Source organism: Cellvibrio sp. ATLC23, from assembly GCF_057196725.1.
The window spans coordinates 52957-76507 of sequence record NZ_JBXUOS010000007.1 but is presented as its reverse complement, the minus strand read 5'-3'; the positions used below and the strand labels follow the sequence as shown (position 1 = coordinate 76507).

Genomic DNA, 23551 nt, shown 5'->3' with positions numbered 1-23551 from the left:
TGTGACGTGTATCGATCACCACAATAATTTAATTCCCACAAACACCAGCATAATCGCCAGTGCCGGGCGCAGGTAGTGGTCGGCGACGCGGTTGGCTAAATGGCTGCCGAGGTAAATGCCCGGCAGTGAGCCGATTAATAAATTGATTAGCAGCCCCCAATCCACGTTGCCCATGCCGGCGTGACCCATTCCGGCGACGAGTGTGAGTGGTACGGCGTGGGCGATTTCTGTTCCTACCAGGCGCACCGTAGGTAGCAGCGGGTAGAGCATAAACAACGCAACTGTGCCCAAGGCGCCAGCGCCGATGGAGGTGAGGGTTACTACCGCGCCGAGTACCATGCCGGTTATAACCGTAGCAATCATCTGGCTGCGGCGATTCATGCGGGTGATCCAGCTATTATTTTTCTTGCTGTAATCAAAAATTCTGCGTTTAAACAAAATGGCAATCGCGGTCAAAATGAGCGCGTATCCGAGAGTCGTTTTGATAACCCGATTAAGCGTGTCAGTGTCCAGGCTTAGGCCGTGCAGCGCCCACAAGGTGAGTGCGGCAGCAGGCAAACTGCCCAGTGCTAGCTCGCCGGTGATCTTCCAATCAATATTTTTCTTTTTGTGATGGACATGAATACCGCCTGCTTTGGTGATTGCGGCATAGAGCAAGTCAGTGCCAACCGCGTTGGCGGGGCTTACGCCAAACCACAGCAGGATTGGGGTCATTAGCGAGCCGCCGCCCACGCCGGTCATGCCTACAATAAAGCCAACCACTAATCCGGCGATGACATAACCTAGCTGTAAATCCATAAATATTGCTCACACAAGGCGCTATTAACGGTGAGGTTTGTACCGTCAGTAAAAAGGCCGTGCAGGCTATCAGCCGAATGCGTTAATGACTAATGATAATTAGTTAGATGCTTATAACCATTGGTGTTTGAACCTAAAGCCAGGCGGCAGGATGATTGTCGGTGATCTGCATTGGTGGCTGAGGTACGCTAGAGTGCGTTGGATCGCATTGAGGGATGGCGAAAACGCTGGTACTTAATTGGGTGTAAGAATGTCTTGAGGAAAGCGCATGGTTAGCGGATCAATCAAATACTGTTCGTAATCCTTGGGGGCGTCGTTAATTAACGGATTATCCAAATAAAACAACTTGCGTTCAGGTAGGCGGGCAAATTCGATGCTGTGTAAATGGTGTTGGCGCCAGAGTTCCAGTAACGACCCATCAGCGTAGGCCATTTTAATGCCCTCCTCCAATCGTTGTTTAAGAACAGTGTTGCGCTTATTGAGATAAAAAAAACGCGGCAGGCGATAGACTAGGGCGAAACTTTCATCGTAAGTCAGATTGCCAATATATCTATATTGCTCGTACTCTTTCATCAGTTCATTGGCGCCGCGGCAAAGTAAATCGAAGCGGCCACCTGCAACCATTTTGAATAAACTCTTGTAATTACTGACTTCTGCAACTTGAAATCCGTTGTGGCGCAGAATGGTTATATCTGCCCAGTCAGCGCCTTGCCCCATGGTGTATTGGCGCAATTCACGCAGATCGTTGATCTGTTGGATTTCCTCTTTCACCTGCGGATTTACAAAACAAATCCGGTAACCAATGATGCCTAGCTCCAACGGAAAAGGTATAAAACTTAGATCGTCTGATTCTTCGAGTTTTTGATCATAGCTCGTTTCGAGCACCATGTTGGGGTAGGTGTCATTGCGCAAAGCGTGCAGCATGCGCGTAAAGTTGGCTGGTGGAATCGCGTGTAGTTGATAGCCGCCATAGGTCGGGCGGGTTTTTTCCAATGCCAGCCGCAGTATTTCTATGTCATACACATAGCGGAAAATCCCAAAGTCTAACGGCGAACGGTGCCAAACTTGCATATCAGTTTGCGCCGATACAGTAGTGGCCCACAGTAGTGTCGCGATTAACAAAATAGAAGAGCGCAACCGATACATGACAAAAAACCCATTAGCAACCTAATGTTGAGTCTAGCAGCGATTTGGCGCCTCAATTGTTATTTATAGGAATAATAGGCAGGCGTAATTAAGCAAAATAAGCCTGAAAAACTAGTTATATTCTGAGTTTTTGAGTTGCTTGAGTTTTAATATGCCTGTTTGCTGATTAGGGGGTGCAGGTTTTACCCACCAAGTGTTTATCCCGCTCCAGTAATTCCGTTAGGTTGTCAGTCTCCATAGCGCCATCAATTAAGATTTCCTCAACGGTTTTTTCTTGCGTGCGCAAAATGCCAATTTGGGTAAACATGAGCGCATCTTTTGCTGGCAAGTTTTTAAAGTGGTTTTTGCCCATGTGTTTACCATTGACCCAGACCTCGGTCGAACCCACTTCAGGATCAGTTGACCAATGGATATGCATAGCGACACGATGCCATTTGCCGGGAGCCGCGCCCTTGGGTAATTTCCACAATACTTTTTTTGCCGCTGTTTCCTGAAAACTTAATTCGCTGCCGGCAATATTAAAACGCAGCATTTGTTGCCAGCTCTTATCGGATTCCCAATAACCCAATTCGTGTTTGTGTTGGCTGAGTTTTTTCGGCAGATAGAAGCTGAATGCAAAAAAAGTCTCTTTACCTTCGTGTGTATTTCCCGCTGCACGGCGATGATGAAATTCGCTGCGATTTAAAAATTTATTGCCCTTCCACAAAAATGAATCATCGCCAGTCAAACGCACTTTACCTGCGTGTTTGCCGTCAAATACACAATCGCTAGTAACTGATAGCCCGGCGACGTTGATGGGCGTGTTCCACTGGCTAATATCGCCCGTTTCAAAATCGCCCTGCCAGAGTATTTTACTGTGCGCAGCAGCACTGAAAATGAGTAAGCTTACTGGCGTAAGATGGCAATATTTCATTGGGAACAGTACCTGTTTTTTCTTGTGAATGAAGTGGGTGAGTCAGCCCTAACTATCCAACATCGCGGTTGATAAAACAACCCGGCTTTCTGGAGTATAGGAATGCCCGATACGATCATACTGGCGAAGCATCACGAGCCAAATAATTTCTCCGATCGGGTTGCTTATAGAATTACCAAGCTTTTACGTTTTTTCGCCGATAATTTTTTTGCTAAACGTTATGGAAATCGGGCGGTAGTGTTGGAAACAGTTGCCGCCGTGCCAGGTATGGTTGCTGGGGCATTACAGCATCTTCGCTCGTTGCGTCGCATGGAAAGCGACCGCGGTTGGATTCGCATATTGCTTGATGAAGCAGAGAATGAGCGCATGCACTTAATGACGTTTGTCGAAATAGCGAAACCCTCGCAATTTGAGCGTGTTCTAATACTGATCGCGCAGGGTATTTTTTATAATTTCTTTTTTCTCCTTTATATCTGTTCACCCAGAACGGCGCATCGTGTTGTGGGATATTTCGAAGAAGAGGCGGTGATTAGCTATACGCAATATTTGGCTGATATCGATGCGGGTATATCACCGAATTTACCTGCGCCGCAAATCGCTATTGATTATTGGAAGTTGGCACCCGATGCCCGATTGCGGGACGTCATTATCGTCATTCGTGCCGATGAAGCCCATCATCGCGATGTCAATCATGACTTTTCTGACAAGTTGGCGGGCTAGGGTGGAGCTTGATTTGTTAGCGAAACGGACGGCTCTACAGATTTGAAACGTGAAATCAGAAATAAAAATACTAACAGCTTTGATGGCATTTTTATTTCAACCGATAAATATCACACCGGCTGCGAAATTACCCCATTGCAAATCGGAGTAAAGGCGGTGAGTTTGTCGAGGGTGGCGGCGTTGCCCAAGCTGTTGCCGGGGAAGCTGCTGCCGAATTGGTTTTGTTGGCCGTGCAGTGCCATGTAGTTGAGCACCACGGTTTCTACCAACGTATTAACGTTGTTGGCGGCGCCTATACCAGAGCCGGTTTCGACATCGCCACTGGCGCGCATATAGCCGATCTGTTGGTGGACGCGCTGGGCATCGCTAATGGTGTTCGGATCGCTACTGGTACCACCCATCAACACGGCGCGGCGCGCGGGGTTGTAGACGAGAAAGAACGCGGCGCCGGTCTGTTGGTCGTCGCCGGTCCAGACACCTTTACCTCCGCCCATCGCTGAGTCGTCGATCATGCCGTTGCTGAACACCGAGCCGTCGCTGAACACATAAATCATCACCGGCATGCCTTTGCGCGCGGCGTATTCAATGCAGGCGCCGATGCAGCGGCCCGCGCGTAAATCGCGCATTTCGCCGGTGGAGCGGTCGCCGGTGTGATAGTCGTAGCCGCCCATGGTGATGGTGCCTGCTCCGGCATAACCGTTGATCACCAGCTTGGCCACTGAGGCGGTTTTGCGGAATTCGCCATCGCCGTTAAATTCGTTTTGGGTGAATACACCCGCTGCGCCAACCAGATCGGCATCGGCGACCGGGTCAATGGCGGAAGGGTTGCCAAAACGATCGGCCAGATCGGCGCTTTTCACATAGCCGCAGCGCACCATGTCTTTGATTACTTCATCTTTGCTGACGCCGGTGTTGACCTTACCGAGTTTTTTATCGCTGATACGGTAGATAGATTCCATCACCGCCACTGTGTCCTGCTGATCGAGCAGGCTGACCAGATCCCCCACATCGACCAAACCGGTCACGTCGTTGGGATTGTCCACTTTGGTGGGGCGCACCTCGGGGTTGATCATCATCGCGGGTGCCATGGAGTTGCCGCCCGAGTCGCTGGCGCGGGAGCCGACCAGCGCCAGCAGCGAGCCGTTGGCACCGGCGCGGTTAATGCCGTACATGGGGTTGTGCGGGTTGTTGCCGGTGTCGTTCTCCGAGCGCGCAGGAATGACCGCACCGTTGGTGAGTGCGCGGTTGCCCACGGCCACTTTTTCCAGAATGCCGCGCAGCATGGCGCTGCTGGCGTGGAAAGAGAGGCCGAGTTCATTGTTGATAAGGGGGTTGGCAGCGGTAGAGGCCGCCGGGCTCATTGCCAATGGCAGCCCCTGTTTGCTGTAGCCGCTGGCGTTGAGGAAATCCAACTGACCGCCGCGCTGGCCGATCAACACGTTGGAGCCAGCGATATTGGCGCCGCCGGCGAGATCAAAGCAGATAAACGGAATCTTGCCTGCGCCCTGTGCTGCAATGCCGCAGGCGCTGCGCATGGCGATCAAATCCGCTGAGAGTGCAGCCTCTGCTTCCCGGGGGTTGGCAAATAAACTGAAAATCGAGCCGCCGACCACAGTGGCGGCGCCGGTTCTAAAGCCTTGCGCTACCAGTTCGCGCCGGGTCACCGGGCGGCTGTGGTTGTTGAGCAGCAGCGGCGCGTCCGGATGCAGGGTGGTTTTTTTGCGAGTCATAAGTCTGCTCCGATTACTGCAATAGCATGATGGCGCTGCCCATAGCGGCGGCGCAGGTTGCTTTGACGGTGGTGGCGGTGCGGTTGCTGGCGCAGCTATTGCTTGCTGCGCAGGTTGTCATGCGGTCGATCAACTGGTTCAGCTCGGCGCGAACTTCGGCCGGATTCGCCTGATTGCTCAGTGCGCCGCCCGAGGCTATATCGCTCGCCAGCAGGTTTTTCAGTAGTGGGTCGATAATCTGGCTGCGGCCAGTGCTATTGAACGCGGTATTGGCGCTGGCGCCAAAGTTGAAGCCGCTGAAATAGCTGGCGCGCAGGCTGGTATCGTTCACTAGCGCGTTGCAGTAGGACACTGCCAACTGGGTAATACCCATCTGTTGCGCCGCCAAAAAGCCCTCGATATTGGTGAGTGTCGGCAGTTGTTGTTGCACCTTGGTATAGGTGGTTTTCACCGCTGCCGTGGTTGTGCTGACGCCAGTCATGGCGGACAGGGTGGCATTGATTTCGGCAAAATTGCGCAGGCCGATATGAGCTTGGCCGGGAATATCCGCAGGTGTTGCGGGTGGCGGCACTACCGGCACAGTGCGGCTGTAGCTATTGCTGCCGATCCGGTCGAAGGTAAGGAAGAATTGATCCTGATCCGGCCCTTGTTTCATTTCAATAATCGTTCCCAGCGTCGATAGGGTTTGGCGACCTTCCACCATCTGGCTGGCGCTGATTTGGGTATCCAGATTGGCAAATACCTGGCCGACGGGCGCCTCGGTGCCATTGACCCCAATGCGCAAGCCTTTCAGATCGATATTGCCGGTGACTTTTTCATCGCCCAGATTGGTGAAGAACGGCGAGCTAAACAGATAGGCATAGTCGTCGAACTGCTGCACATCAAACACGATAAAACTCAGCGGAGTGCCCACCAGCTGGGAGACATTAAACAGCAGCAAATATTTTGCGCCCACGCCCACGTCAAAATTGGTTTTGATATCGGCTGCGCTCATCGCGCGTTTGTGTATGGCGAGGAAGCGAATACTGCCTGCCCAAGGGCGATTGTTCGATACATCGTTACCTATCGCGAGAGCAAAGCTGCTGTCCCAATCCTTCAGTACCGCACCGGCGTCCGGGTCCATATCGCCGGTAAATTCGCCGTTGACATAAATGCGGCGGCCGCGGATTGGATCAAAGGTGACAACTACGTGTTGCAGGCTGGCTTGCAAGATTTCTTTGTTGGCAGCAGTCGCCAACTCATTCAGACCATTTTGATCGCTCTTGGAGGTGCGATTCATAAAACTGTAGTTGTACTCGTACTGGCCGAGGGTGAAATTGCGGCTGGTGGCGCTGCCGGAATAGGTCACTATGCGGGCGGGGTTGTTGTCGTTATCACCCTGCACCACGTTGTCGGGAATCACCCAGGCTTCTATTGAGTATTCGCCTGCCGCGCGCAGCAAATCGTAGAACTTGCGGCTGTCGCCGGTGGAGGCTTGTGCCTTGCCGGTATCGCGGAATTTCAAACCCCAGGCGCTGCTCCAGCCGACATTGCCAATCAGGTTCAAGTTGGCGACCGGGTCCACCCCGGCGGTGTCGTAGGCGATGCTGCCCTTGCCGGTTTTGAATTCGTATTTGGCGATGATGTCGGTATCGATCCGGCCACCGCTGGTCACCACAAATGCATCGCTCAGGCCGACTGCTTTGCTGATCACCAGCTCGGGGTCAACTGTGATGGGCTCAATGGTGTTGGCAAAGGCGGTGATCGCCGCTTGCATCTCGGCGGCATTTTGGCTGCAGTTGCTCCAGCAGTTGTGGCCATCAAATGACAGGCGTTGCACAAAACGCGAGGCGCCGGGGTTGTCCAAACGAATGCGGGTTTTGGCGGCTTCATAGGCGGCATCGATCCGGCTGCTGGCAAAGTAGGGTTGCTGGCGGGTGATGGCGCTTTCGCTGTGGCATTGCGCGCAGTACTTGGTCAGCACCGGGTACACGGTGGTGGAGAAGGCCGCTGGGCTATCGGGGAATACCTTGCTGCTGCTCAGGTCTTTTTCCGCGGGCGGAGTCAATACCACGCTATTGGCCTGGGTGCCGGTATTGCCCGCCCAGTTAGTGATCCAGGTGGTCATGATATCGCCACAGGCAACTGGGTCAGCCAGCCAGCAGTTGTGACCTGCGGCGACCTTGGTCACCAAACGCGACTGCGCCGGATTGCCCAGGGTTACCAAGCCTTTATCTATCACAGCGGCATAAGCGAGGTTGATATCGTCGCCACGGGCAAATTCCGGTGCCTGTTTACCTTGGGTATGGCAGCCGCCGCAGCGGTTTTCGCGGGCGATATTGATCCACAAGTTGTTCTGGAATTTGGTGATATCAGCAGTAGCGGCGGCATTGCTGCCTTTATAGCTGAACTCTTCACCGCCACCATTGCCGGTATTGGTGTCGGGTTTGGGTTCGGTTTTGGCGCCCGAACCTGAGCCGCAGCCTACCAGTGAGGCGAGTAGAGCGATGATTAACAGGGCGGGGCGCAACTGCAAAATGGAGCCTAACTGAATGTTATTCACGGTCATCTCCCCTATTGGCCTTTGCAGTAGTTGGCGGTGTCGATAAACACCTGCTTCAACTTGTAGTTATTGGCGGCAAAGTTCTGGGTAAATTCCTCGACCTTGGCTCTATCGGCAGCATCGCCTGGCTTGCGCAGGCAGACGTTTTGAAACACTTTCTCAACCTGACAGCTGGCAAAGGCTTTGGAATGCGCCAGTTCCATATTCATACTTTTGGCGCCGCTGCCCATGCCGGTCAGTGCGGGTGAATTCCACGCCCAGCCAAGGTGGCTGTTTTGGCCTTGGCGCCAGTAGTTTTGCCAGTCGTCATTGGTGGTGACATAACCGGGTTTGAAGGTGGAGCTGTTAATGCGGTACTTCTTCTCAACCCGGCTTTGGGTGTCCGGGTCGATTACCCCTTCACTGTTGTAGTGGATGGCACCGCTAATACCATCGGGATCGCTATTGATATCGAATTCGTAATCGTAATAAGCGTAGGCTTTGGCCATAGGGTCCATGCCGTTGTGGCAGCCGATGCAGTTGTTGAGAAAGACACGGCTATCGCCACCGGGGCTGCGGCTTACATCCTGACGGATAAAATCCGGCACCAGCGAGGTGTCGTGCACTTGCTCCAGATCGCGGCACAAATGGTTGAGCAGGGTGAAGCGAAACATGGCGCGGTTAGTACCGGCAATAAAAAATGCCTTGGCCGCCGCGCGGCTGGTGATCAGGCCAGAGGTGGCATCGCTGGGCAAACCGTTAAGGCTGGACTGGGTGCGGCGCACCAGCGTGTCTTTCAGGCTGACACCCTGGGCTTCGGCCATCTCATAGTGATTGTTATTGCTGTTGGAGTAGGCGGGCAAGCCACCGGCATTGCTGGTGTAGAGCACATCATCGTAGAGCGCGGTGCGGAAATCGGCATCGTCACGCACCAGCCCGATAAAGGTGGCGGTGTAATCGTTTAGCGGGGCGAACACGGTCTGCTCGCGGTTGGTCCAGGGTGTCGCCATGTTTTTTAAGGTGACACTGTAGAAAGCCTCATTGTTCATGGCGATTTTCACCGCCTCGGCGACTTGTCCGGCATCGATTTGCGCCGCCATTTGCAACAGTACGCTTTCCGAGGGCGGGACACCGGCGATGCGGTTGTGAATTTGCATGGCCTGTTCCCGCGAGCCTGCCTGTGCCATGCTTGCGCCAAAGCCGATGCTGGCAATGACCAGCCCGATACTGGCCCTGCGCAGGCTTGTGCCCAGCCGGGTAACTAGCTGGCGCGCTGAAAAGTGTCTAATCACGGTTGCTCCCAATTATGTGTAGTTGCCTTGCTGGTCGCCGTGGCGACCGGAGGGCAATCTTCTGGCTGGAGAAAGGTCTGCTGCAATTATAGACAGACCTGTCGTGTAAACCTGTGCCCAGCTAGCGCTAGCGGTTGCCGACTTAATCACAGAACTGCAAATCAGACGGATCATTTGGTTATAAAAAATCGAAAAGTATGCACTTCCTAACCGGCAAAGGGTTATTTTTAGTAGAAATGTTTTTGCTTTCATTCGTGATTCATTCGAGAGAATGGCACACAGGTTTGCCAGACAATAATCCGTACCGGCGCCCGCGGCTATCTTTATGCGCAAGAGCGGCTATAACTTTTCAATCAACTTTATCCGGTGCAATCTGCTGCCCTCGCCCTCAGGGGGTATAAGCCAGTGCGATATAAGGCCAATGTTATGAATCTCTGCGAGTCTTTTCTGCGCCCGCGCGCCCTATTGACGCTCCGTTCCCTCGGCATAATCGCGCTGTTTGGTTTGAGCGCCTGTGGCGGCGGTGGAGGTGGTGGCAGTAGCGATGGCGGGCAAAAGCCCGATCCGGTCACCGTGGATTTGCCGATCGCTTATATCGAGCGCCCCATCCCGCTGGATGAAGACGATGAGCCGGTTTTCCCCGATGTATTTGAACCCGCCGCGTTTAACCCCGGCGCCAAGCTTATCCTGAAAGACCGTGCCACCGCGCAAGCGACAGCGGTAGATATCAGCTCGGCGGCATTTCCGCTGGAGAAGTTTCCGGTAGCAGACTATCCCGATGGCCCGCTCTATGATGTGAAAGATCTTTCAGTAAGCCCGGATGGCCAGCGATTAATTTTTGCGATGCGCGCTCCGGAAATTGCCGATGCCGATGAAGAGGATCAGCCCACCTGGAATATCTGGGAATACCAGGTGGAAAGCAAAGTGCTGCGCCGCGTTATCAGTGCCAACATAGTGGCGGAATCCGGGCAGGATATTTCCCCGCGCTACTTGCCCGATGGCCGCATTCTGTTTGCCTCCACCCGCCAGACACGCAGCAAAGCCATCCTTTTGGATGATGGCAAACCCCAGTACGCTGCGGGTACGGAAGACGACCGCGACGAGCCGGCCTATGTGCTGCATACCATGCAGGATGACGGCACCGATATCCAACAGATCACTTACAACCAGAGCCACGATATCCAACCGGGTCTGTTACCTGACGGGCGGATTTTTTACACGCGCTGGGATAGATCTGGCCACGACAATCTCAGTTTTTACACCGTTAATCCCGACGGCACCAACAGCCAAATCTACTATGGCTACAACAGCCTGAATATTGAACCGGACGACGACAGTCAAAGCACACCGCGCCTATTTAATCTCAACCCCATGCCCGATGGTCGCATCGCCGCGATTCTCAAACCCAGCGGCGCCTTGCTCGGTGGCGATATGGTGGTGATCGATGGTGCGGGCTTCAGTGAAAACAGTCGGTCTGTACCCGGTGTCTCAGCAATTAGTGCGGCCGGGCAGGAGCGCATCTCGATCCTGCCGGTGAATATTCGTGAAGGTGAGGGTGAAATTTCCGAGCATGGCCGTTTTGCCTCGCTCTATCCGCTGTACGACGGCACTAATCGCCTGCTGGTAAGTTGGAGTCAGTGTCGCTTGCAAGAGCCGGGCACTGCGCGCTTATTACCTTGCACCGCGACCAATTTGGCTATCGCTAATATCGAAGAAGCTGAACCGTTTTACGGCATCTGGATTTACAACATCGCCCAGCAAACCCAGCAGCCAGTGGTATTGGCCAAAGCCGGGGTGATGTACAGTGAGGCGGTATCGCTGGAGAAAATTACGCCACCGACCTTTTTCCGTTCGGAAGTGGATACCCAACTCGCGCTGGAAGCGGTAGGTGTATTGCACATTCGCAGTGTGTACGATTTTGATGGCACCTTTAGTCGTTACGGCTTTACCAGTGCACCTACTAATCTGGCGGCGATGGCAGCAGCACCTGCGGATCAGCGCCCAGCACGTTTCTTACGTTTAGTTAAAGCCGTTTCCATGCCCGATGACGACACCCTTGATTTTGACGGGACAGCCTTTGGTTTCAGTGGCGGCATCATGCGTGAAGTGCTGGGTTATGCGCCCATCGAACCGGACGGATCGGTAAAAGTAAAAGTCCCGGCCGATGTGGCGTTCACTATTGAGGTTCTCGATGCCAATGGTCGCCGCATCAGCGCCCGCCACAACAACTGGCTGCAGTTGCGCCCCGGTGAAGTGCGCGAGTGCAACGGCTGTCACGACAATCGCAATGATGTCGCCCACGGTCGCGCTGGTGCAGAAGCCGCTGCACTTAATCAAGGTGCGGCAACCAGCGGGCTGCAATTTATGAATAGCATTCGCTTTGATGCCTTAGGCACGCCGATCACCCCGAATATGGGCGAGACCATGGCGGAATTTGCCACCCGTTCCACCTTCTGTGAAACCCCGGGCAATCCGGTGACCTGTGCACCTATCGCTCAGCGTCAGCCGAGTGTGGATATAGTCTTTAACGATGAGTGGACCGATCCTGCCGTGCGCCCCAAAGCAGCCAGTTTTGAATATCGTTACTCAGCTCTGGCAGACGACCCAGTGCAAATCGTTGCGCCGACTACCGAGGCCTGTGTTGATCCTGATGGTTGGAATAGTCTCTGCCGCGTGATCATCAATTATGAAACCCATATCCAGCCTTTGTGGGAGCGCAGCCGCATGGTGGATGGAGTTGAGCGGCAATGCACCGGTTGTCACAGTCGCAACGTTATTGATGTCAACGGCAACGCGCTTGTACAGATTCCCGCTGGTCAGCTAGAGTTGACCAATCAGCCATCGGATCAAGAGAACGACCATATGGCGTCTTATCGCGAGCTGCTGGCGGATGATTTTAGTCAGGTGCTCACCGACGATATGGCGGGGCTCACCGACAATATTCCGGTGTGTGAATTTGTTGTCGATGAGGATGCGATTCCCGAGTGTTTGGTCACTTTTGATCTTGCAGGCAATCCTACTTGCGACGGCGTGGCGGATTGTCCTTTTGTGCAACAGGATGTAGTGTCGGAAACTGGTGAGATATCGCAAGTGTTGATATTGGATGCTGATGGCAATCCGATTCCCTTGACCGAGCAGATCAGGGTGCCTGCGTCTATGTCGCCCGGCGGCGCTCGCGCCAGTGCACGATTCTTTAATCGTTTTGCCAATTTCGATGCAGCGACAGATACTGTTGATCATCGCGGCTGGCTCAATAGCAGTGAATTGAAATTATTATCGGAGTGGTTGGATCTTCGCGCGGCCTACTTCAACAATCCCTTTGACTCGGTAGATTGATTCATTAATGACGATATACGGCGCATCACAACAACAAAAACGCCCGCGTTTTTATCACTATCTGCTCTGCTGCATGCTGGTATGCAGTTCACCCGCGTGGGCGCAAAATTGGTTCAGTAATTTATTTGCCGCCGATGAACCTATGCAGGTCAGCATTGATGATGCGTTTATCAACGTCTACTCCGGCCCGGGGCGCGGCTACCCCATCTTTCATGTGGTTGAGCGCGAAGAAATTATCACCCTGCTAAAAAGCCGCACCGAGTGGATCAAAATAAAAACCAAGCGTGGCATCACCGGTTGGATTCAGCGCGACGATATGCAATTCACCCTGGCGCTCGATGGCAGCAAACCGGAATTTCCTGACACTCAACAGGCGGATTATTTGGTTGATCGTTTTGAACTGGGCGCCGCCTACGGTGATTTTGCCGGTGCCGATAGTCTCACCGCGAATCTCGGTTATCGCTTCACCAAAAATTTATCCATGGAATTGCGCTACGCTGAAAATACTGGGCAGTTTTCCGATAGCCAAATTATCGCCGGTGGCATTTTATTTCAGCCATTTCCCGATCTGCGCGCTTCGCCATTTTTCAGTGTCGGCGGCGGTACGATAAAAACCTTCCCCAGTTCAACGCTGGTGCAAACCGAAGATCGCGAAGATAATTTATTGCAGGCTAGTGTGGGCACTTACGTGCATATCACTGGCCGCTTTTTTCTGCGGGTGGAATACACCAATCACTACATACTCACCAGCCGCAATACCAACGACGAGGTTAATGAATGGAAAGTTGGATTCAACGTATTTTTCTAAGCGCATGCGTGCTGGTATTGACCGGCGTTGGCAGCAGCGTTTACGCACAGAGCGATGACACCAGCGACGATGATGAGCTGGAGCAAATTATTACGCCCGACATTAAACGGCGCACCATTAAAGAAGATGATCTAGATAGTGAGAACTTCGAGATGGGCGCTTTTTACGGCATGCTCAGCATCGAAGATTTTGGCACCAATGAAGTGGTCGGCATTACCTTCGCCTATCACATAACGGAAGATTTTTTTGTCGAAGCCGCCTACGGCATCAGCCAAACAGAAAAAACCAGTTATGAATTATTGAGTGGCGGCGTAGAGTTGCTCACTGACGATGAGCGGGATTTGAATTACTACAATATTTCCCTGGGCTACAATTTTTTGCATGGTCAGGTGTTTATTTCGGACAAGTGGACCTTCAATAATCACTTTTATATTTTGGCTGGCGCAGGCAATACTGATTTTGCCGCGAAGGATTATTTCACCACCAACATAGGCGCTGGGTTGCGTTTTTACGCCACTGACTGGCTAGCACTGGATTTAAGTATGCGCGGCCACAGTTTTAAGCATGAATTGTTTGGCGAAAGCAAAACCATTACCAATTTGGAATCGCGTTTTGGCTTGTCATTGTTTTTCTAAATGGAGATTTTTTTGTGAAGCGATTTTTGTTGCTGTCAATTTTGTGTTTTTTTTCTGCATGTTCGACTGTGGAAAAACCTCTCAATGCCAGGAGTGTTAAAATCAGTGGTGTGAAAGTGGCTCCATTAATTAAAATTAAGCCGCCTTTGACTTTTACCGGTAAGGAATACCGCTCAATGTTTCGATTTCAATTTGGCTTAAATTATCGAGGTTCTGTGAGTGAGATTAGTCATGTTGATGTTGTGAGCCCTGCAGAAGATGAGAGGGTGAGAGGAGTTTTTGGGCATCTTGTAAGTGATGTTGATCTGCCTTATAGGCTTATTGAGGATGCAGAGGTTGCATCAATTTTGAAAGTTTTTAAGGATTATAAGTTTTCACCAATTATCATCGATGGTAATCCAGCTGATGTGATTTTGTTTTGTTTAGTATCAATAACGGTAGAACAGAGCGTCGCTGTTGTGGATTTATGCGATACACAGTTTTCTTATCGTAATGTAACTCAATAACAGGATGAGTAGAATGAAAAAATACCGTCAATGTGCGAACTTTCTATTTTTAATTTTTATTTACCATGCCAATTGTTTTTCTTCTGAGGTGGCTCCCGATTTCACCCTGCAAAGCAGCACTGGCGAAAATGTGCGTTTGGCCGAACAGCGTGGGCAGGTGGTGATGTTAAATTTCTGGGCGTCCTGGTGCGGCCCATGCCGCAAAGAAATGCCGCTGCTCGATGATATGTCCAAGCGCTACAGCGCCGCCGGTTTTGTGCTCTATGGTGTGAACGTAGAAGAAGACAATACCGACGCAAAAAAATTGATAAAAGAATTGGGGGTGACCTTCCCCATTTTGTACGATACCGAAAGCAAAGCGAGCAGTTTATACAATGTGGATGCGATGCCCACCACTGTGGTGATTGATAAAAAAGGCGTGATTCGCTATGTCAATCGCGGTTACAAAGCGGGCGATGAAGACAAATACCGCGCACAAATTCGCGAGCTGATTAAAGAATGATTCTGCGCCGTCTGCTGTTAATTGCACTGCTGTTTAGTGTGGCTGCCTGTAGCCAAATCAAACCTTGGGTGAAGCCCTATGAACGGCAAAAAATCGCCGACGAAATCATGAGCTTCGGGCGCGATCCTGCGGCGGATTCCTATCTGCATCACGTGTACGACGCGCGCGAAGCAGCACGCGGTGGCGACGGCGCATCGGGAGGTGGCTGTGGCTGTAATTAACCGTTTATTTATTGTTTGGATGGCGTTTGCTGCAAGTGTTTTGCACGCAGCCGTATTACCCGATGAGCGCATCGATCTGCTCTATCACGGTTACGATGGCGGCGGTGCGCAAATTGATGGCCCTTCTATTTTAGTGCGCAAAAACATAGGCACTTCGGTATCGGTATCTGCTAATTATTATGTCGATATGGTGAGCAGCGCCTCAATCGATGTGGAAGCAACGGCCAGCCCTTACAGTGAGGAACGTAAAGAGACGGGTTTTACCGGCCAATATATGGTTGACCGGTCTACCATCAGCCTTGGTTATACCAGCAGTAAAGAAAACGATTACGATTCATCAACCTACAGCTTCGGTGTCGATCAAAGTTTTTTTGGCGATCTCACTACGCTGGGTTTTGGAGTGAGTTTTGGTGAGGATATTGTCGGCCAAAATACTGACCCGACTTACGAGCGCACTTTGCAGCGGCGCAAGTACAGTATCAACGCATCACAAATCGTCACTAAAAATTTATTGGCATCACTCAGTTTTGACAGTGTTAGCGACCAGTGTTTAAACCTTACACAAGAGCAAAGTTGTTTGAATAACCCTTATCGTTCGGTGCGCTATTTGAGTGGTGCTGGCGGCTATTTATATCAATCGGAACTCTATCCGCATACTCGCAATAGCGATGCGCTCGGTTTACGCGCGATTTATTATTTGCCCTACCGCGCATCGGTGCGCATGGAGGCGCGGCAATTTGCCGATAGCTGGGGTATCGAAGCGGACAATGTTGAGCTGCGCTATTTGCACCCTTACCGCGATCAGTGGTTGTTTGAAGTGAAGTACCGCGTCTATCAACAAACCGCAGCAGATTTTTACGCTGATTTATTTCCCTACCGCGATGCACAAAACTTTTTAGCGCGCGACAAAGAGCTAAGCCCTTTTTCATCCAACACCATTGGGTTGGGCGTGACCTATAAAATTCCAGCGGGTGTTATTCCCTGGTTTGATAAGAGCACTGCGAATTTGTATTGGGATCACTTCAATATAGATTACGACGATTTCCGCGATGCCCGCGTATCCCCCACCGACTACGCCGCCGGTGAAGAACCACTCTATAGTTTGCAGGCGGATGTGATTCGCCTGTATTTTTCGTTTTGGTTTTAGCTAACACCAGTGCGACTAGTTCGCACTGGTGTATCAGTAAATTTTAATCAGCCAACATCTTCTGCTTTTCCAGCAGGCGCGGCCATAATTGCGCCCAGGTTTTCCAATTGTGTTTTCCGGCTTGTGTCACGGTGTGTGCCGGTGGTAATTGTTTTGCTAATAATCCATTGGGAATGGCGAACTTATCATTGATGCCATAGGCGAGATAAATTTTATTTTTTGTTTCATCTGGCAATTGTGTCAACCAAGGCCACAAATTTACATCGCGCGGCACTTGTGGTGCCGCTGTGTTTTCAAGCAAATAATTGTAGTCCTGCGCATCGCCCAGGTAGGGTGCAAGAATAAATATTTTTTCAATGTCGTTGGGGTGCTGCTTCAGATACAGCAGTGAGCCAAAGCCGCCCAGAGAAGTCCCACCTAAATAAATTGCACCGTACCCTGCATCCAGTGCGGGCTTAATAATATCTTGGCGCAATCGATCAATGATGGAGCGCGCCTCGTAATACTTAAAATGCGCATCTACCGCAATGACATCCATATTTGGATTGATAGTGTGAATCGCATCAATCACGCCATATTTATCAAATACACCCGCTCTATCGCCAATGCCTGGCAATAACACCATCAATTGCCGTGTACTTTTATCCGCTTGTTCAGCATTCTGTGTGTAGTGAATTGTTTTTATCGGTATGGATGTGCTCTGCAGGTAATAACAACTGGTGAGCAATGCAAAGAGCGGCAAGCTGGCGAGGGTTTTTAGTCGCATGGGTTTTCCTTTGGGGGGGTGAATTGTTCCGGTTCGATTGTGCCAAACCCGGAATGTACTTATAGCTGATTGCATACAAAACCTCCACGCAATACCCGGTACTTCCATCACGCCTATATTGTGCACCCCGTAATAATCTGTAATATGATTCCACACATAAAGCCGCATACCTTATGCGGTACCCGTCATAGGAATGACCACAGCAGTACCAGCAGCCGAAGGAATCGCGCTACGGAAGTTTGGAAACACGGTCAGGCTGCTATGGATGATGGATTGATAAAGCATGTTATTCCCCCACCCCTATCACCCTCGCTCGTTTCTGCTCGTAGTGGAAAATAAATAATTTTTCCGATAATAAATTGGGTTTGTGATGTGCTAGTTGAAGGTCGGTAGTGTGCCAAAGCGGACAGTGAGCCAAATGAGCGCGTCAACTAAGTGCGATTGTTTGTGCCGTATAACTCCATAATTAATTCGGAGTGATAGTCACCCCCTTGATTTAGCACGAGCCAAATCGATTGAGGATCTGTCCACTTTTTGGAGTTATACAGCACTACACTAAATTAGTTGGAATAACATTCTGTGGGTTATATAGTTGATGCAATTTAATAAACTGTTAGAGAAAAATGAAACTAAACCATAATCAAGCTAAAGTTTTAGCATCGCTCATCGTATTTCTCTTGTGCACTATTTTCATTGCACAGCTGGAGATGGATCCGATTCGCTCGTTTGAAATTGAGAGCGAGGATATGCGTGAGTATATTGTTATTCCAAAGTCACGCATGATCAAGCTTGAAAGAAAAGGAGAGGCAGAATGGCTAAATCAGTAATTGCAAAGCTTTCCATCGGTTCTATTCTGGTGTTGTTTGGTGTCCTTATGCTTCATAAAGGCATTACAGTTATGGACCTTGATTTTGAGTTTTTAATGGAAAGTTTAAGCACATGGACGGAGTACGCTCCTTACTTGTTACTAGGCTTCATATCTGGCTTCTTTGGTTTTTCATTGTTTTTTTCATCTTTAACTCGGCTGAATAATGAAAAGCTGTAACAAGGTGTTCCAACACTCCGGCGCTTCGCGCCTCCACTCGACAGTTTGTAAGTGGCGCATTTAGCGAATCGCTGCGCGAAGTTTTTCGCGCATGCGCTACTTACAAATTGCGATTGAACACAACGTTATATGGAATAAGCAATGAGAAATGAAGACTTATTACTTGAAATTGAAGACTTGCTAAGATCCGTTCCTGAAGCAAAAAGAATAACTCACGATTCGGAGGAAAATCATTCTTGGCTTGGGAGAGTGACTGCAGTTATAAATGTGTGGAACTACCTAAAGACTGTCGAGCTTAGTATGTATATTTCCCGTCTACATACCTCTCTAACTCCAAGCGTCCCGTTAGGCGGTATTAAAACGCTGCTTCATGAAGCAAGGCATGATTTAAGAATGAAAACAGTCGGGCCCGTTTCTGTCGCCTTAGCTCAAGGAACCGTCTTTGATTATTTTGAAGAAATACGCAAAATTATTACTCTTGCAACCTCGGATATTCTTTTTATAGATCCATACATGGAGGCAAGTTTTGTATCTCGTTACCTTACACTTTGTCAAAGTGGCGTAACAATTCGGTTGCTTTCTGAGAAAAAAATACCGGAATTAGTTGCTGCAGTAGATCTATTTAACAAACAATATCAAACGTCTGTTCAAGTTAGGTCTGCAAATGGGCTACATGACCGGTACATAATAATTGACGGTGTAAGTTGCTATCAATCTGGAGCATCTTTCAAAGATGGCGCGAATAAGTCCCCAACTATTGTAAGCCAAATTACAGATGCATTTCCTGCATTGAAAGACACTTATGAAGGCTACTGGAACTCTGCCAAAATAGAACGCTAATATAACAAAGTGTTCCAACACCGTTCCGGCGCTTCGCGCCTCCACTCGACAGTTTGTAAGTAGCGCATTTAGCGAATCGCTGCGCGAAGTTTTTCGTAAATGCGCCGCTTACAAGCTGCGGCTGAACCGAGCGTTGGTCATTAAAATCCACCAATAGGAGAGTAAAAATGAAAGGCAATCCGGTTGTTCACTTCGAAATTTATGTTAATGACATTGAAAGAGCAAAAGCGTTTTACGAAAATCTCTTTGATATTACGCTTGAACAAATCCAATCACCCATTCCAGAAATGGACATGGAAATGTGGGCATTCCCAATGGATAAAGAGGCGCCCATGAGCAGTTATGGTGCTGGGGGTATGCTTGTTAAAATGGAAGGTTTTGAACCTGGTGGCAGCGGAACGTTAGTCTATTTTGGCTGTGATGATTGCGCGATACAAGCAGCTAGAGCTGAAAAATTGGGTGGCAGCTTATTCCAAGAAAAAACATCTATTGGTGAGCACGGGTTCTGCGCCTTAGCACGTGACACTGAGGGAAATTTAATTGGCTTTCACTCAATGGCGTAGAGCTTAAAAAACAACAAGCCAGATAGTTTTTCGCAACGTTATGCGTTAACACATGATCGGTAGTGTTCGATATATTGAATTTTATCGTTGATATTCCGTTCAGGGCTATTTCTATTTTTCTTAGGGCGATAAGCAAACCGTTTAAAGGCGATGCTGATGATTTCGATTTGTAGTGTGTCTAATTAATGAATTTTTTCTGAAGCTTGTAAAAATTTTATAAGTTCAATAGGTGAGTTTAATGGTTGATGTGGTAATGAATTTTGGCGATGTGGCGCACGCCATCCAGCTCGCGCTTGCGCCGGTATTTTTGCTTACCGGGATTGCCGGTTTGTTGAATGTAATGGCTGGGCGTCTCGCGCGGATTATTGATCGCGGGCGGATGCTTACTGAGCAGGAGTTGCCGCCGCATTTTGAAGAAAATCCCGAACTATTTCAAAAGGAATTGAGTCGTCTTGAGCGGCGCCGCCGTTATGCGAGCTTGGCCATTACTGCCTGTACTTGTTCCGCGTTGTTTGTGTGTACCGTTGTGGCGGTCATATTTTTACAAGTAATGTTGCAAGTGGAATTTAAATGGGTGATTAGCTTTTTGTTTACTGTATCAACCATAAGCTTGGTTGTGGGTCTCGCATACTTTCTACGCGAAGTGCATTTGGCAACCCGCACGGTGCGTATCCAGGTTATCGCGCGGCAAAAATAAGCCTTTCTTATAAATTCTGCTCCTGCAGCATTATTTTTACGCTGTTGTTATATCGTCTGTATTTTTGTGGTGCTAATTTTGGTTGGCGTTTAACCCAAAAGGATAACAATATGGACTCTTTGCCTTCTGCTTCTACCGCCGACCTCAACAAAGCCAAAAAAAGCCAGTTTACCGCGCAGCCGATTTATGGAGGTTTTTCGCTGCTATTGCTAGTGGTTATTTTTATAACAATGCTTCCACATTATTTCAAACTTTCCTCTGCTCCAGCGAGTGTGCCGACTTCTTTTGTAGTGCATGGCGTCGTGTATTTAGCTTGGTTTGTCGTATTTGCCATTCAGTCAAATTTGGTATTGCTCAAGAAAACTGCAGTTCATAAACAGTTAGGCTACTGCAGTTTGGTTTTACTTGCTGCGTTAATTATTAGTGGCTCGCAAATACTTTATGGCGCAATGAGTGCCTATAATCCAAATTGGGATGCAGGTTTTTTGTATTCAAGAATTAGTTTGATCTGGGGTGTTTTGCATACGTTTATCGCTTTTATTATTTTGTGCAGCTTGGGATTTTTTTACCGCAAACAAGTACACCTGCATAAGCGCTTCATGCTGATGGCGACATTAACCATGATTCCTGCTTCCATCACGCGAATTGCTTTTCTCGGCATTATTCCTATCGATGGTACTGTCTTAACGCTATTGACGACCTACCTATTATGGTTAACGCCGGTGGTAATGGATCGCTTGATATTTAAAGCGGTGCATCCGGCTTTTAAATGGGGTGTTCCTATTTATCTGGCGACTCAAATAATCTGTATAGGATTTATGCCAACAACCGGGCTTGGTCGAGCTATTGCGTTTCCTTTTTAATATTTAAAATTGATTGGTTTGTGAGTGAAATAGATTAAAAATAACCCCCTGCTCCGGCGAGAATAGGGGGTTATTTTTATGGCTATTTAATAGTATTTCAGCTGTGTCGCCTTGCCGTGAAAAACTTTGTAAGAAAAAAAGGTGTAGCCGAGAATAGTGGGCAGCACCACGATCACGCCGTACAAAATAAACATTAAGGATTCCGGTGCACTGGCGGCTTGCCAGATATCCAATTTGTTTGGAACTACATAAGGATAAAAACTGTAGGCTAAGCCGATAAAACTTAACAGGAAAATCATCGCGGCAGATGAAAATGGAATCCAGCAGCCAAAATCATTGGTGTAAGGTGCGCGTCTTAAGTAGCGGTCTGCAATAAAAAACAATACAAAGCAAAAGACTGGGATAACCCATAAAATCATGATTAGCGGCGAGCCAAACCATTTATCAAAAATGGCGCCGCTGACTAAAGGGTTTACTACAGACACAGCAATAATTCCCAGTGCCATCAACCATGCACAGCGCCGCGCCCACCACACTGCGCGCTTTTGTAAATCTCCTTCGGTTTTCATGATCAACCAAGCGGCACCGATAAAGGTATAACCCGCGGTGACACAAATTGCGCTGAGTGCGGCAAATAAGTGTGCTGCTACTGTATCTTCAAACCCCATGACAAACAGGCCGAGCATATAGCCCTGTGATAGCGTTGCAAGTAAAGAGCCTGCTTGAAATGCACGATCCCATAAAGTTTTGTGATCTTCTGGCGCTTTCGCACGAAAATCGAAGGCAACGCCGCGCAAAATCAAGCCTGCGAGCATTAATGTAACTGGCAGATATAAATTTAATAAAATCATGCTGTGGGCGAGCGGAAAGGCGATTAATAAAATGCCGATGCCTAATACCAGCCAGGTTTCATTGGCATCCCAAAATGGACCTATACTGGCGATCATGGTGTCACGCTGTTCTTCAGAATCTTTTGGCAATAAAATTCCCACGCCTAAATCATAGCCATCGAGAATGGCATAAATAAAGAATGCAAGTCCCATCAAGCCAATAAAAATAACAGGCAACCAAAATGCTTCGCCGGATAAGGTGCTGATATCAGTCATGATCTGTTCCTCACAAATTTTCTTCGACGAGTTTTTCTTGCAGCGTATCGATTTCTTCCGGGCGATCTACTAGAACTGATTTTCTCGCCATCACAAATAAGGTGCGAATATAGGCGATCAGCAATACCACGTAGAGGGTTAAATAGATCGCTAGCGATGTGCCGACATTGCTGGCGGGGGTACTAGTTACTGCATCGGCTGTTTTTAAGACGTCGGTTACGAGCCAGGGTTGGCGGCCAATTTCAGTGACATACCAGCCTGCGAGTGTGGCGATCCAACCGGAGAAGGTCATGCCTACAAATACCTTTAGCATCAGCGGCGATATTTCATTGCGGCGATAAATTTGCCAGCAACCTACCCATGACACTAACAGCATGAGCATGCCCATTCCTACCATGATTCGGAAGCCAAAAAATAACGGCGCAACCGGTGGATGTGCGTCTGGAAACTCGTTTAAACCCTTTAATTCGCCATCGGTGGTGTGCGTTAAAATAATACTCGCCATGTTGGGGATTTCGATTGCATATTTATTGCTTTGTGTTTCTTTGTCCGGTATTGCAAATAATACGAGTGGGACATTTTTTTCGGTTTGCCAAACTGCTTCCATCGCCGCAATTTTTGCAGGTTGATGATGCAGAGTATTCAGGCCGTGCATATCCCCCAACAATATTTGCAGAGGAATTAATATGGCTGCCGCTATAGCGCCAGTTTTAAGTGCAAGGCGTGGTGCGGGTTTGTGGTCGCCTTTTAACAGGCGATAGGCGGATATTCCCGCAATTAAAAATGCAGCGGTTAAACCAGATGCAATCAACATGTGCGCTAAACGATAGGGCATGGATGGATTAAAAATAATCGCCCACCAATCCAACGGAAAGGCCTTCATAGTGTCGCCGACTTGGCGCATCTCAAAACCGGTAGGGGTTTGCATCCAGGAATTAAGTGCGATAATCCAAAACGCAGACATGCTGGTGCCAAAAGCAACTAAGAGAGTCGCCAGAGTGTGAATGCGATTAGACACCTTGTTAATCCCGAACAACATAATGCCTAAAAATGTCGCTTCTAAGAAAAATGCGGTCAGCACTTCATAGCCGAGTAATGGCCCGGCGATATTGCCTACGGTTTCCATATAACCCGGCCAATTGGTGCCGAACTGAAAGCTCATGGTGATGCCGCTGACGACGCCCAGTGCAAATGTCAGTGCAAATACTTTTACCCAAAAACGATAGGCACGCATCCAGACTTCTTTGCCGCTGCGGTTGTAACGTATTTTGAAATAAAATAAAAACCAGCAGAGTGCGATGGAAATGGTAGGAAATAAAATATGAAACGAAATGTTCGCCGCAAATTGGATGCGTGAGAGAATGAGGGTGTCGATTACACTAGGGTCGAGCATGAT

At 49.3% G+C, this 23551-nt stretch carries 23 protein-coding genes; 14 read left to right on the top strand and 9 right to left on the bottom strand.

Translation table 11 applies throughout. From position 1 onward, the window contains the following. Positions 1-15: 15 nt before the first annotated feature. From AC2CG4_RS12595 to AC2CG4_RS12585, 3 genes are all read right to left on the bottom strand, one after another. Positions 16-798 carry a sulfite exporter TauE/SafE family protein gene (locus AC2CG4_RS12595; RefSeq protein WP_484486591.1) on the bottom strand — a complete coding sequence of 261 codons (783 nt, stop codon included), beginning with the start codon at positions 796-798 and terminating at the stop codon, positions 16-18. A 234-nt stretch (positions 799-1032) separates the two neighbouring features. Beyond that, positions 1033-1944: a hypothetical protein gene (locus AC2CG4_RS12590; RefSeq protein ID WP_484486590.1), complete on the bottom strand. Its 912-nt coding sequence runs from the start codon at positions 1942-1944 to the stop codon at positions 1033-1035. 166 nt (positions 1945-2110) lie between these two features. Beyond that, on the bottom strand, positions 2111-2857 hold the full coding sequence (locus AC2CG4_RS12585) for a polysaccharide lyase family 20 protein (protein ID WP_484486589.1): 747 nt from the start codon (positions 2855-2857) through the stop codon (positions 2111-2113). Between the two features lie 102 nt (positions 2858-2959). On the opposite strand from AC2CG4_RS12585, the gene AC2CG4_RS12580 reads away from it, so the two are divergent. Further along, a complete protein-coding gene (locus AC2CG4_RS12580) occupies positions 2960-3577 on the top strand; it encodes an alternative oxidase (protein WP_484486588.1) in 618 nt (205 codons plus the stop codon). A 110-nt stretch (positions 3578-3687) separates the two neighbouring features. On the opposite strand, the gene AC2CG4_RS12575 is transcribed toward AC2CG4_RS12580, so the two are convergent. From AC2CG4_RS12575 to AC2CG4_RS12565, 3 genes are read right to left on the bottom strand one after another with little or no spacing between them, the layout of a single operon-like run. Beyond that, complete coding sequence (locus AC2CG4_RS12575) at positions 3688-5307, bottom strand: hypothetical protein (protein ID WP_484486587.1); 1620 nt, start codon at positions 5305-5307, stop codon at positions 3688-3690. A gap of 13 nt (positions 5308-5320) precedes the next feature. After that, on the bottom strand, positions 5321-7849 hold the full coding sequence (locus AC2CG4_RS12570) for a LamG domain-containing protein (protein ID WP_484486586.1): 2529 nt from the start codon (positions 7847-7849) through the stop codon (positions 5321-5323). A gap of 11 nt (positions 7850-7860) precedes the next feature. Continuing rightward, positions 7861-9015 (bottom strand): hypothetical protein, encoded by a 1155-nt coding sequence (locus AC2CG4_RS12565; protein ID WP_152625304.1) that lies wholly within the window; start codon positions 9013-9015, stop codon positions 7861-7863. Positions 9016-9546: 531 nt separating this feature from the next. On the opposite strand from AC2CG4_RS12565, the gene AC2CG4_RS12560 reads away from it, so the two are divergent. Genes AC2CG4_RS12560 through AC2CG4_RS12530 form a run of 7 tightly spaced genes read left to right on the top strand, consistent with a single transcriptional unit; the run spans position 9547 to position 16275 of the window. Then, positions 9547-12456: an HzsA-related protein gene (locus AC2CG4_RS12560; RefSeq protein ID WP_484486585.1), complete on the top strand. Its 2910-nt coding sequence runs from the start codon at positions 9547-9549 to the stop codon at positions 12454-12456. Positions 12457-12463: 7 nt separating this feature from the next. Continuing rightward, positions 12464-13264 carry an SH3 domain-containing protein gene (locus AC2CG4_RS12555; RefSeq protein ID WP_484486584.1) on the top strand — a complete coding sequence of 267 codons (801 nt, stop codon included), beginning with the start codon at positions 12464-12466 and terminating at the stop codon, positions 13262-13264. Further along, positions 13234-13899: an outer membrane beta-barrel domain-containing protein gene (locus AC2CG4_RS12550; protein WP_484486583.1), complete on the top strand. Its 666-nt coding sequence runs from the start codon at positions 13234-13236 to the stop codon at positions 13897-13899. Before AC2CG4_RS12555 ends, AC2CG4_RS12550 begins: the two co-directional genes overlap by 31 nt. 14 nt (positions 13900-13913) lie before the next feature. After that, the gene (locus AC2CG4_RS12545; protein WP_484486582.1) at positions 13914-14405 is read left to right on the top strand and encodes a hypothetical protein; all 492 of its coding nucleotides are present in this window, start codon (positions 13914-13916) and stop codon (positions 14403-14405) included. Positions 14406-14418: 13 nt separating this feature from the next. Continuing rightward, positions 14419-14907, top strand: a complete 489-nt coding sequence (locus AC2CG4_RS12540; RefSeq protein ID WP_484486581.1) for a TlpA family protein disulfide reductase — start codon at positions 14419-14421, stop codon at positions 14905-14907. Next, the gene (locus tag AC2CG4_RS12535; RefSeq protein WP_484486580.1) at positions 14904-15128 is read left to right on the top strand and encodes a DUF4266 domain-containing protein; all 225 of its coding nucleotides are present in this window, start codon (positions 14904-14906) and stop codon (positions 15126-15128) included. Before AC2CG4_RS12540 ends, AC2CG4_RS12535 begins: the two co-directional genes overlap by 4 nt. Further along, positions 15115-16275: a DUF3570 domain-containing protein gene (locus AC2CG4_RS12530; protein WP_484486579.1), complete on the top strand. Its 1161-nt coding sequence runs from the start codon at positions 15115-15117 to the stop codon at positions 16273-16275. Before AC2CG4_RS12535 ends, AC2CG4_RS12530 begins: the two co-directional genes overlap by 14 nt. A gap of 43 nt (positions 16276-16318) precedes the next feature. Here AC2CG4_RS12530 and AC2CG4_RS12525 read toward each other — a convergent pair whose 3' ends face one another. Then, positions 16319-17041: an alpha/beta hydrolase gene (locus tag AC2CG4_RS12525; protein ID WP_484486578.1), complete on the bottom strand. Its 723-nt coding sequence runs from the start codon at positions 17039-17041 to the stop codon at positions 16319-16321. 623 nt (positions 17042-17664) lie between these two features. On the opposite strand from AC2CG4_RS12525, the gene AC2CG4_RS12520 reads away from it, so the two are divergent. The 6 genes from AC2CG4_RS12520 (at position 17665) to AC2CG4_RS12495 (ending at position 21049) form a co-directional block, all read left to right on the top strand. Further along, positions 17665-17868 carry a hypothetical protein gene (locus AC2CG4_RS12520; RefSeq protein ID WP_484486577.1) on the top strand — a complete coding sequence of 68 codons (204 nt, stop codon included), beginning with the start codon at positions 17665-17667 and terminating at the stop codon, positions 17866-17868. Then, positions 17853-18086: a hypothetical protein gene (locus tag AC2CG4_RS12515; RefSeq protein WP_484486576.1), complete on the top strand. Its 234-nt coding sequence runs from the start codon at positions 17853-17855 to the stop codon at positions 18084-18086. The genes AC2CG4_RS12520 and AC2CG4_RS12515 overlap by 16 nt, the downstream gene beginning before the upstream one ends. A 141-nt stretch (positions 18087-18227) precedes the next feature. Beyond that, positions 18228-18926, top strand: coding sequence for a hypothetical protein (locus AC2CG4_RS12510; RefSeq protein WP_484486575.1), 699 nt, complete (start codon positions 18228-18230; stop codon positions 18924-18926). A 167-nt stretch (positions 18927-19093) separates the two neighbouring features. Next, positions 19094-19489, top strand: a complete 396-nt coding sequence (locus tag AC2CG4_RS12505; protein WP_484486574.1) for a VOC family protein — start codon at positions 19094-19096, stop codon at positions 19487-19489. Between the two features lie 238 nt (positions 19490-19727). Further along, the gene (locus tag AC2CG4_RS12500) at positions 19728-20186 is read left to right on the top strand and encodes a DUF2721 domain-containing protein (RefSeq protein WP_484486573.1); all 459 of its coding nucleotides are present in this window, start codon (positions 19728-19730) and stop codon (positions 20184-20186) included. Positions 20187-20296: 110 nt separating this feature from the next. Continuing rightward, positions 20297-21049 carry a hypothetical protein gene (locus tag AC2CG4_RS12495; protein ID WP_484486572.1) on the top strand — a complete coding sequence of 251 codons (753 nt, stop codon included), beginning with the start codon at positions 20297-20299 and terminating at the stop codon, positions 21047-21049. Between the two features lie 86 nt (positions 21050-21135). On the opposite strand, the gene AC2CG4_RS12490 is transcribed toward AC2CG4_RS12495, so the two are convergent. Beyond that, positions 21136-22155: a cytochrome d ubiquinol oxidase subunit II gene (locus AC2CG4_RS12490; RefSeq protein ID WP_484486571.1), complete on the bottom strand. Its 1020-nt coding sequence runs from the start codon at positions 22153-22155 to the stop codon at positions 21136-21138. A 10-nt stretch (positions 22156-22165) separates the two neighbouring features. Beyond that, on the bottom strand, positions 22166-23548 hold the full coding sequence (locus AC2CG4_RS12485) for a cytochrome ubiquinol oxidase subunit I (protein WP_484486570.1): 1383 nt from the start codon (positions 23546-23548) through the stop codon (positions 22166-22168). Positions 23549-23551 lie beyond the last annotated feature (3 nt).

Excerpts from the sequence above, each read along its gene's own strand:
- AC2CG4_RS12595 (WP_484486591.1), bottom strand. The coding sequence starts at position 798 with ATGGATTTACAGCTAGGTTATGTCATCGCCGGATTAGTGGTTGGCTTT.
- AC2CG4_RS12590 (WP_484486590.1), bottom strand. The coding sequence starts at position 1,944 with ATGTATCGGTTGCGCTCTTCTATTTTGTTAATCGCGACACTACTGTGG.
- AC2CG4_RS12585 (WP_484486589.1), bottom strand. The coding sequence starts at position 2,857 with ATGAAATATTGCCATCTTACGCCAGTAAGCTTACTCATTTTCAGTGCT.
- AC2CG4_RS12580 (WP_484486588.1), top strand. The coding sequence starts at position 2,960 with ATGCCCGATACGATCATACTGGCGAAGCATCACGAGCCAAATAATTTC.
- AC2CG4_RS12575 (WP_484486587.1), bottom strand. The coding sequence starts at position 5,307 with ATGACTCGCAAAAAAACCACCCTGCATCCGGACGCGCCGCTGCTGCTC.
- AC2CG4_RS12565 (WP_152625304.1), bottom strand. The coding sequence starts at position 9,015 with ATGGCACAGGCAGGCTCGCGGGAACAGGCCATGCAAATTCACAACCGC.
- AC2CG4_RS12560 (WP_484486585.1), top strand. The coding sequence starts at position 9,547 with ATGAATCTCTGCGAGTCTTTTCTGCGCCCGCGCGCCCTATTGACGCTC.
- AC2CG4_RS12555 (WP_484486584.1), top strand. The coding sequence starts at position 12,464 with ATGACGATATACGGCGCATCACAACAACAAAAACGCCCGCGTTTTTAT.
- AC2CG4_RS12550 (WP_484486583.1), top strand. The coding sequence starts at position 13,234 with ATGGAAAGTTGGATTCAACGTATTTTTCTAAGCGCATGCGTGCTGGTA.
- AC2CG4_RS12540 (WP_484486581.1), top strand. The coding sequence starts at position 14,419 with ATGAAAAAATACCGTCAATGTGCGAACTTTCTATTTTTAATTTTTATT.
- AC2CG4_RS12535 (WP_484486580.1), top strand. The coding sequence starts at position 14,904 with ATGATTCTGCGCCGTCTGCTGTTAATTGCACTGCTGTTTAGTGTGGCT.
- AC2CG4_RS12525 (WP_484486578.1), bottom strand. The coding sequence starts at position 17,041 with ATGCGACTAAAAACCCTCGCCAGCTTGCCGCTCTTTGCATTGCTCACC.
- AC2CG4_RS12520 (WP_484486577.1), top strand. The coding sequence starts at position 17,665 with ATGAAACTAAACCATAATCAAGCTAAAGTTTTAGCATCGCTCATCGTA.
- AC2CG4_RS12515 (WP_484486576.1), top strand. The coding sequence starts at position 17,853 with ATGGCTAAATCAGTAATTGCAAAGCTTTCCATCGGTTCTATTCTGGTG.
- AC2CG4_RS12510 (WP_484486575.1), top strand. The coding sequence starts at position 18,228 with ATGAGAAATGAAGACTTATTACTTGAAATTGAAGACTTGCTAAGATCC.
- AC2CG4_RS12505 (WP_484486574.1), top strand. The coding sequence starts at position 19,094 with ATGAAAGGCAATCCGGTTGTTCACTTCGAAATTTATGTTAATGACATT.
- AC2CG4_RS12500 (WP_484486573.1), top strand. The coding sequence starts at position 19,728 with ATGGTTGATGTGGTAATGAATTTTGGCGATGTGGCGCACGCCATCCAG.
- AC2CG4_RS12495 (WP_484486572.1), top strand. The coding sequence starts at position 20,297 with ATGGACTCTTTGCCTTCTGCTTCTACCGCCGACCTCAACAAAGCCAAA.
- AC2CG4_RS12490 (WP_484486571.1), bottom strand. The coding sequence starts at position 22,155 with ATGACTGATATCAGCACCTTATCCGGCGAAGCATTTTGGTTGCCTGTT.
- AC2CG4_RS12485 (WP_484486570.1), bottom strand. The coding sequence starts at position 23,548 with ATGCTCGACCCTAGTGTAATCGACACCCTCATTCTCTCACGCATCCAA.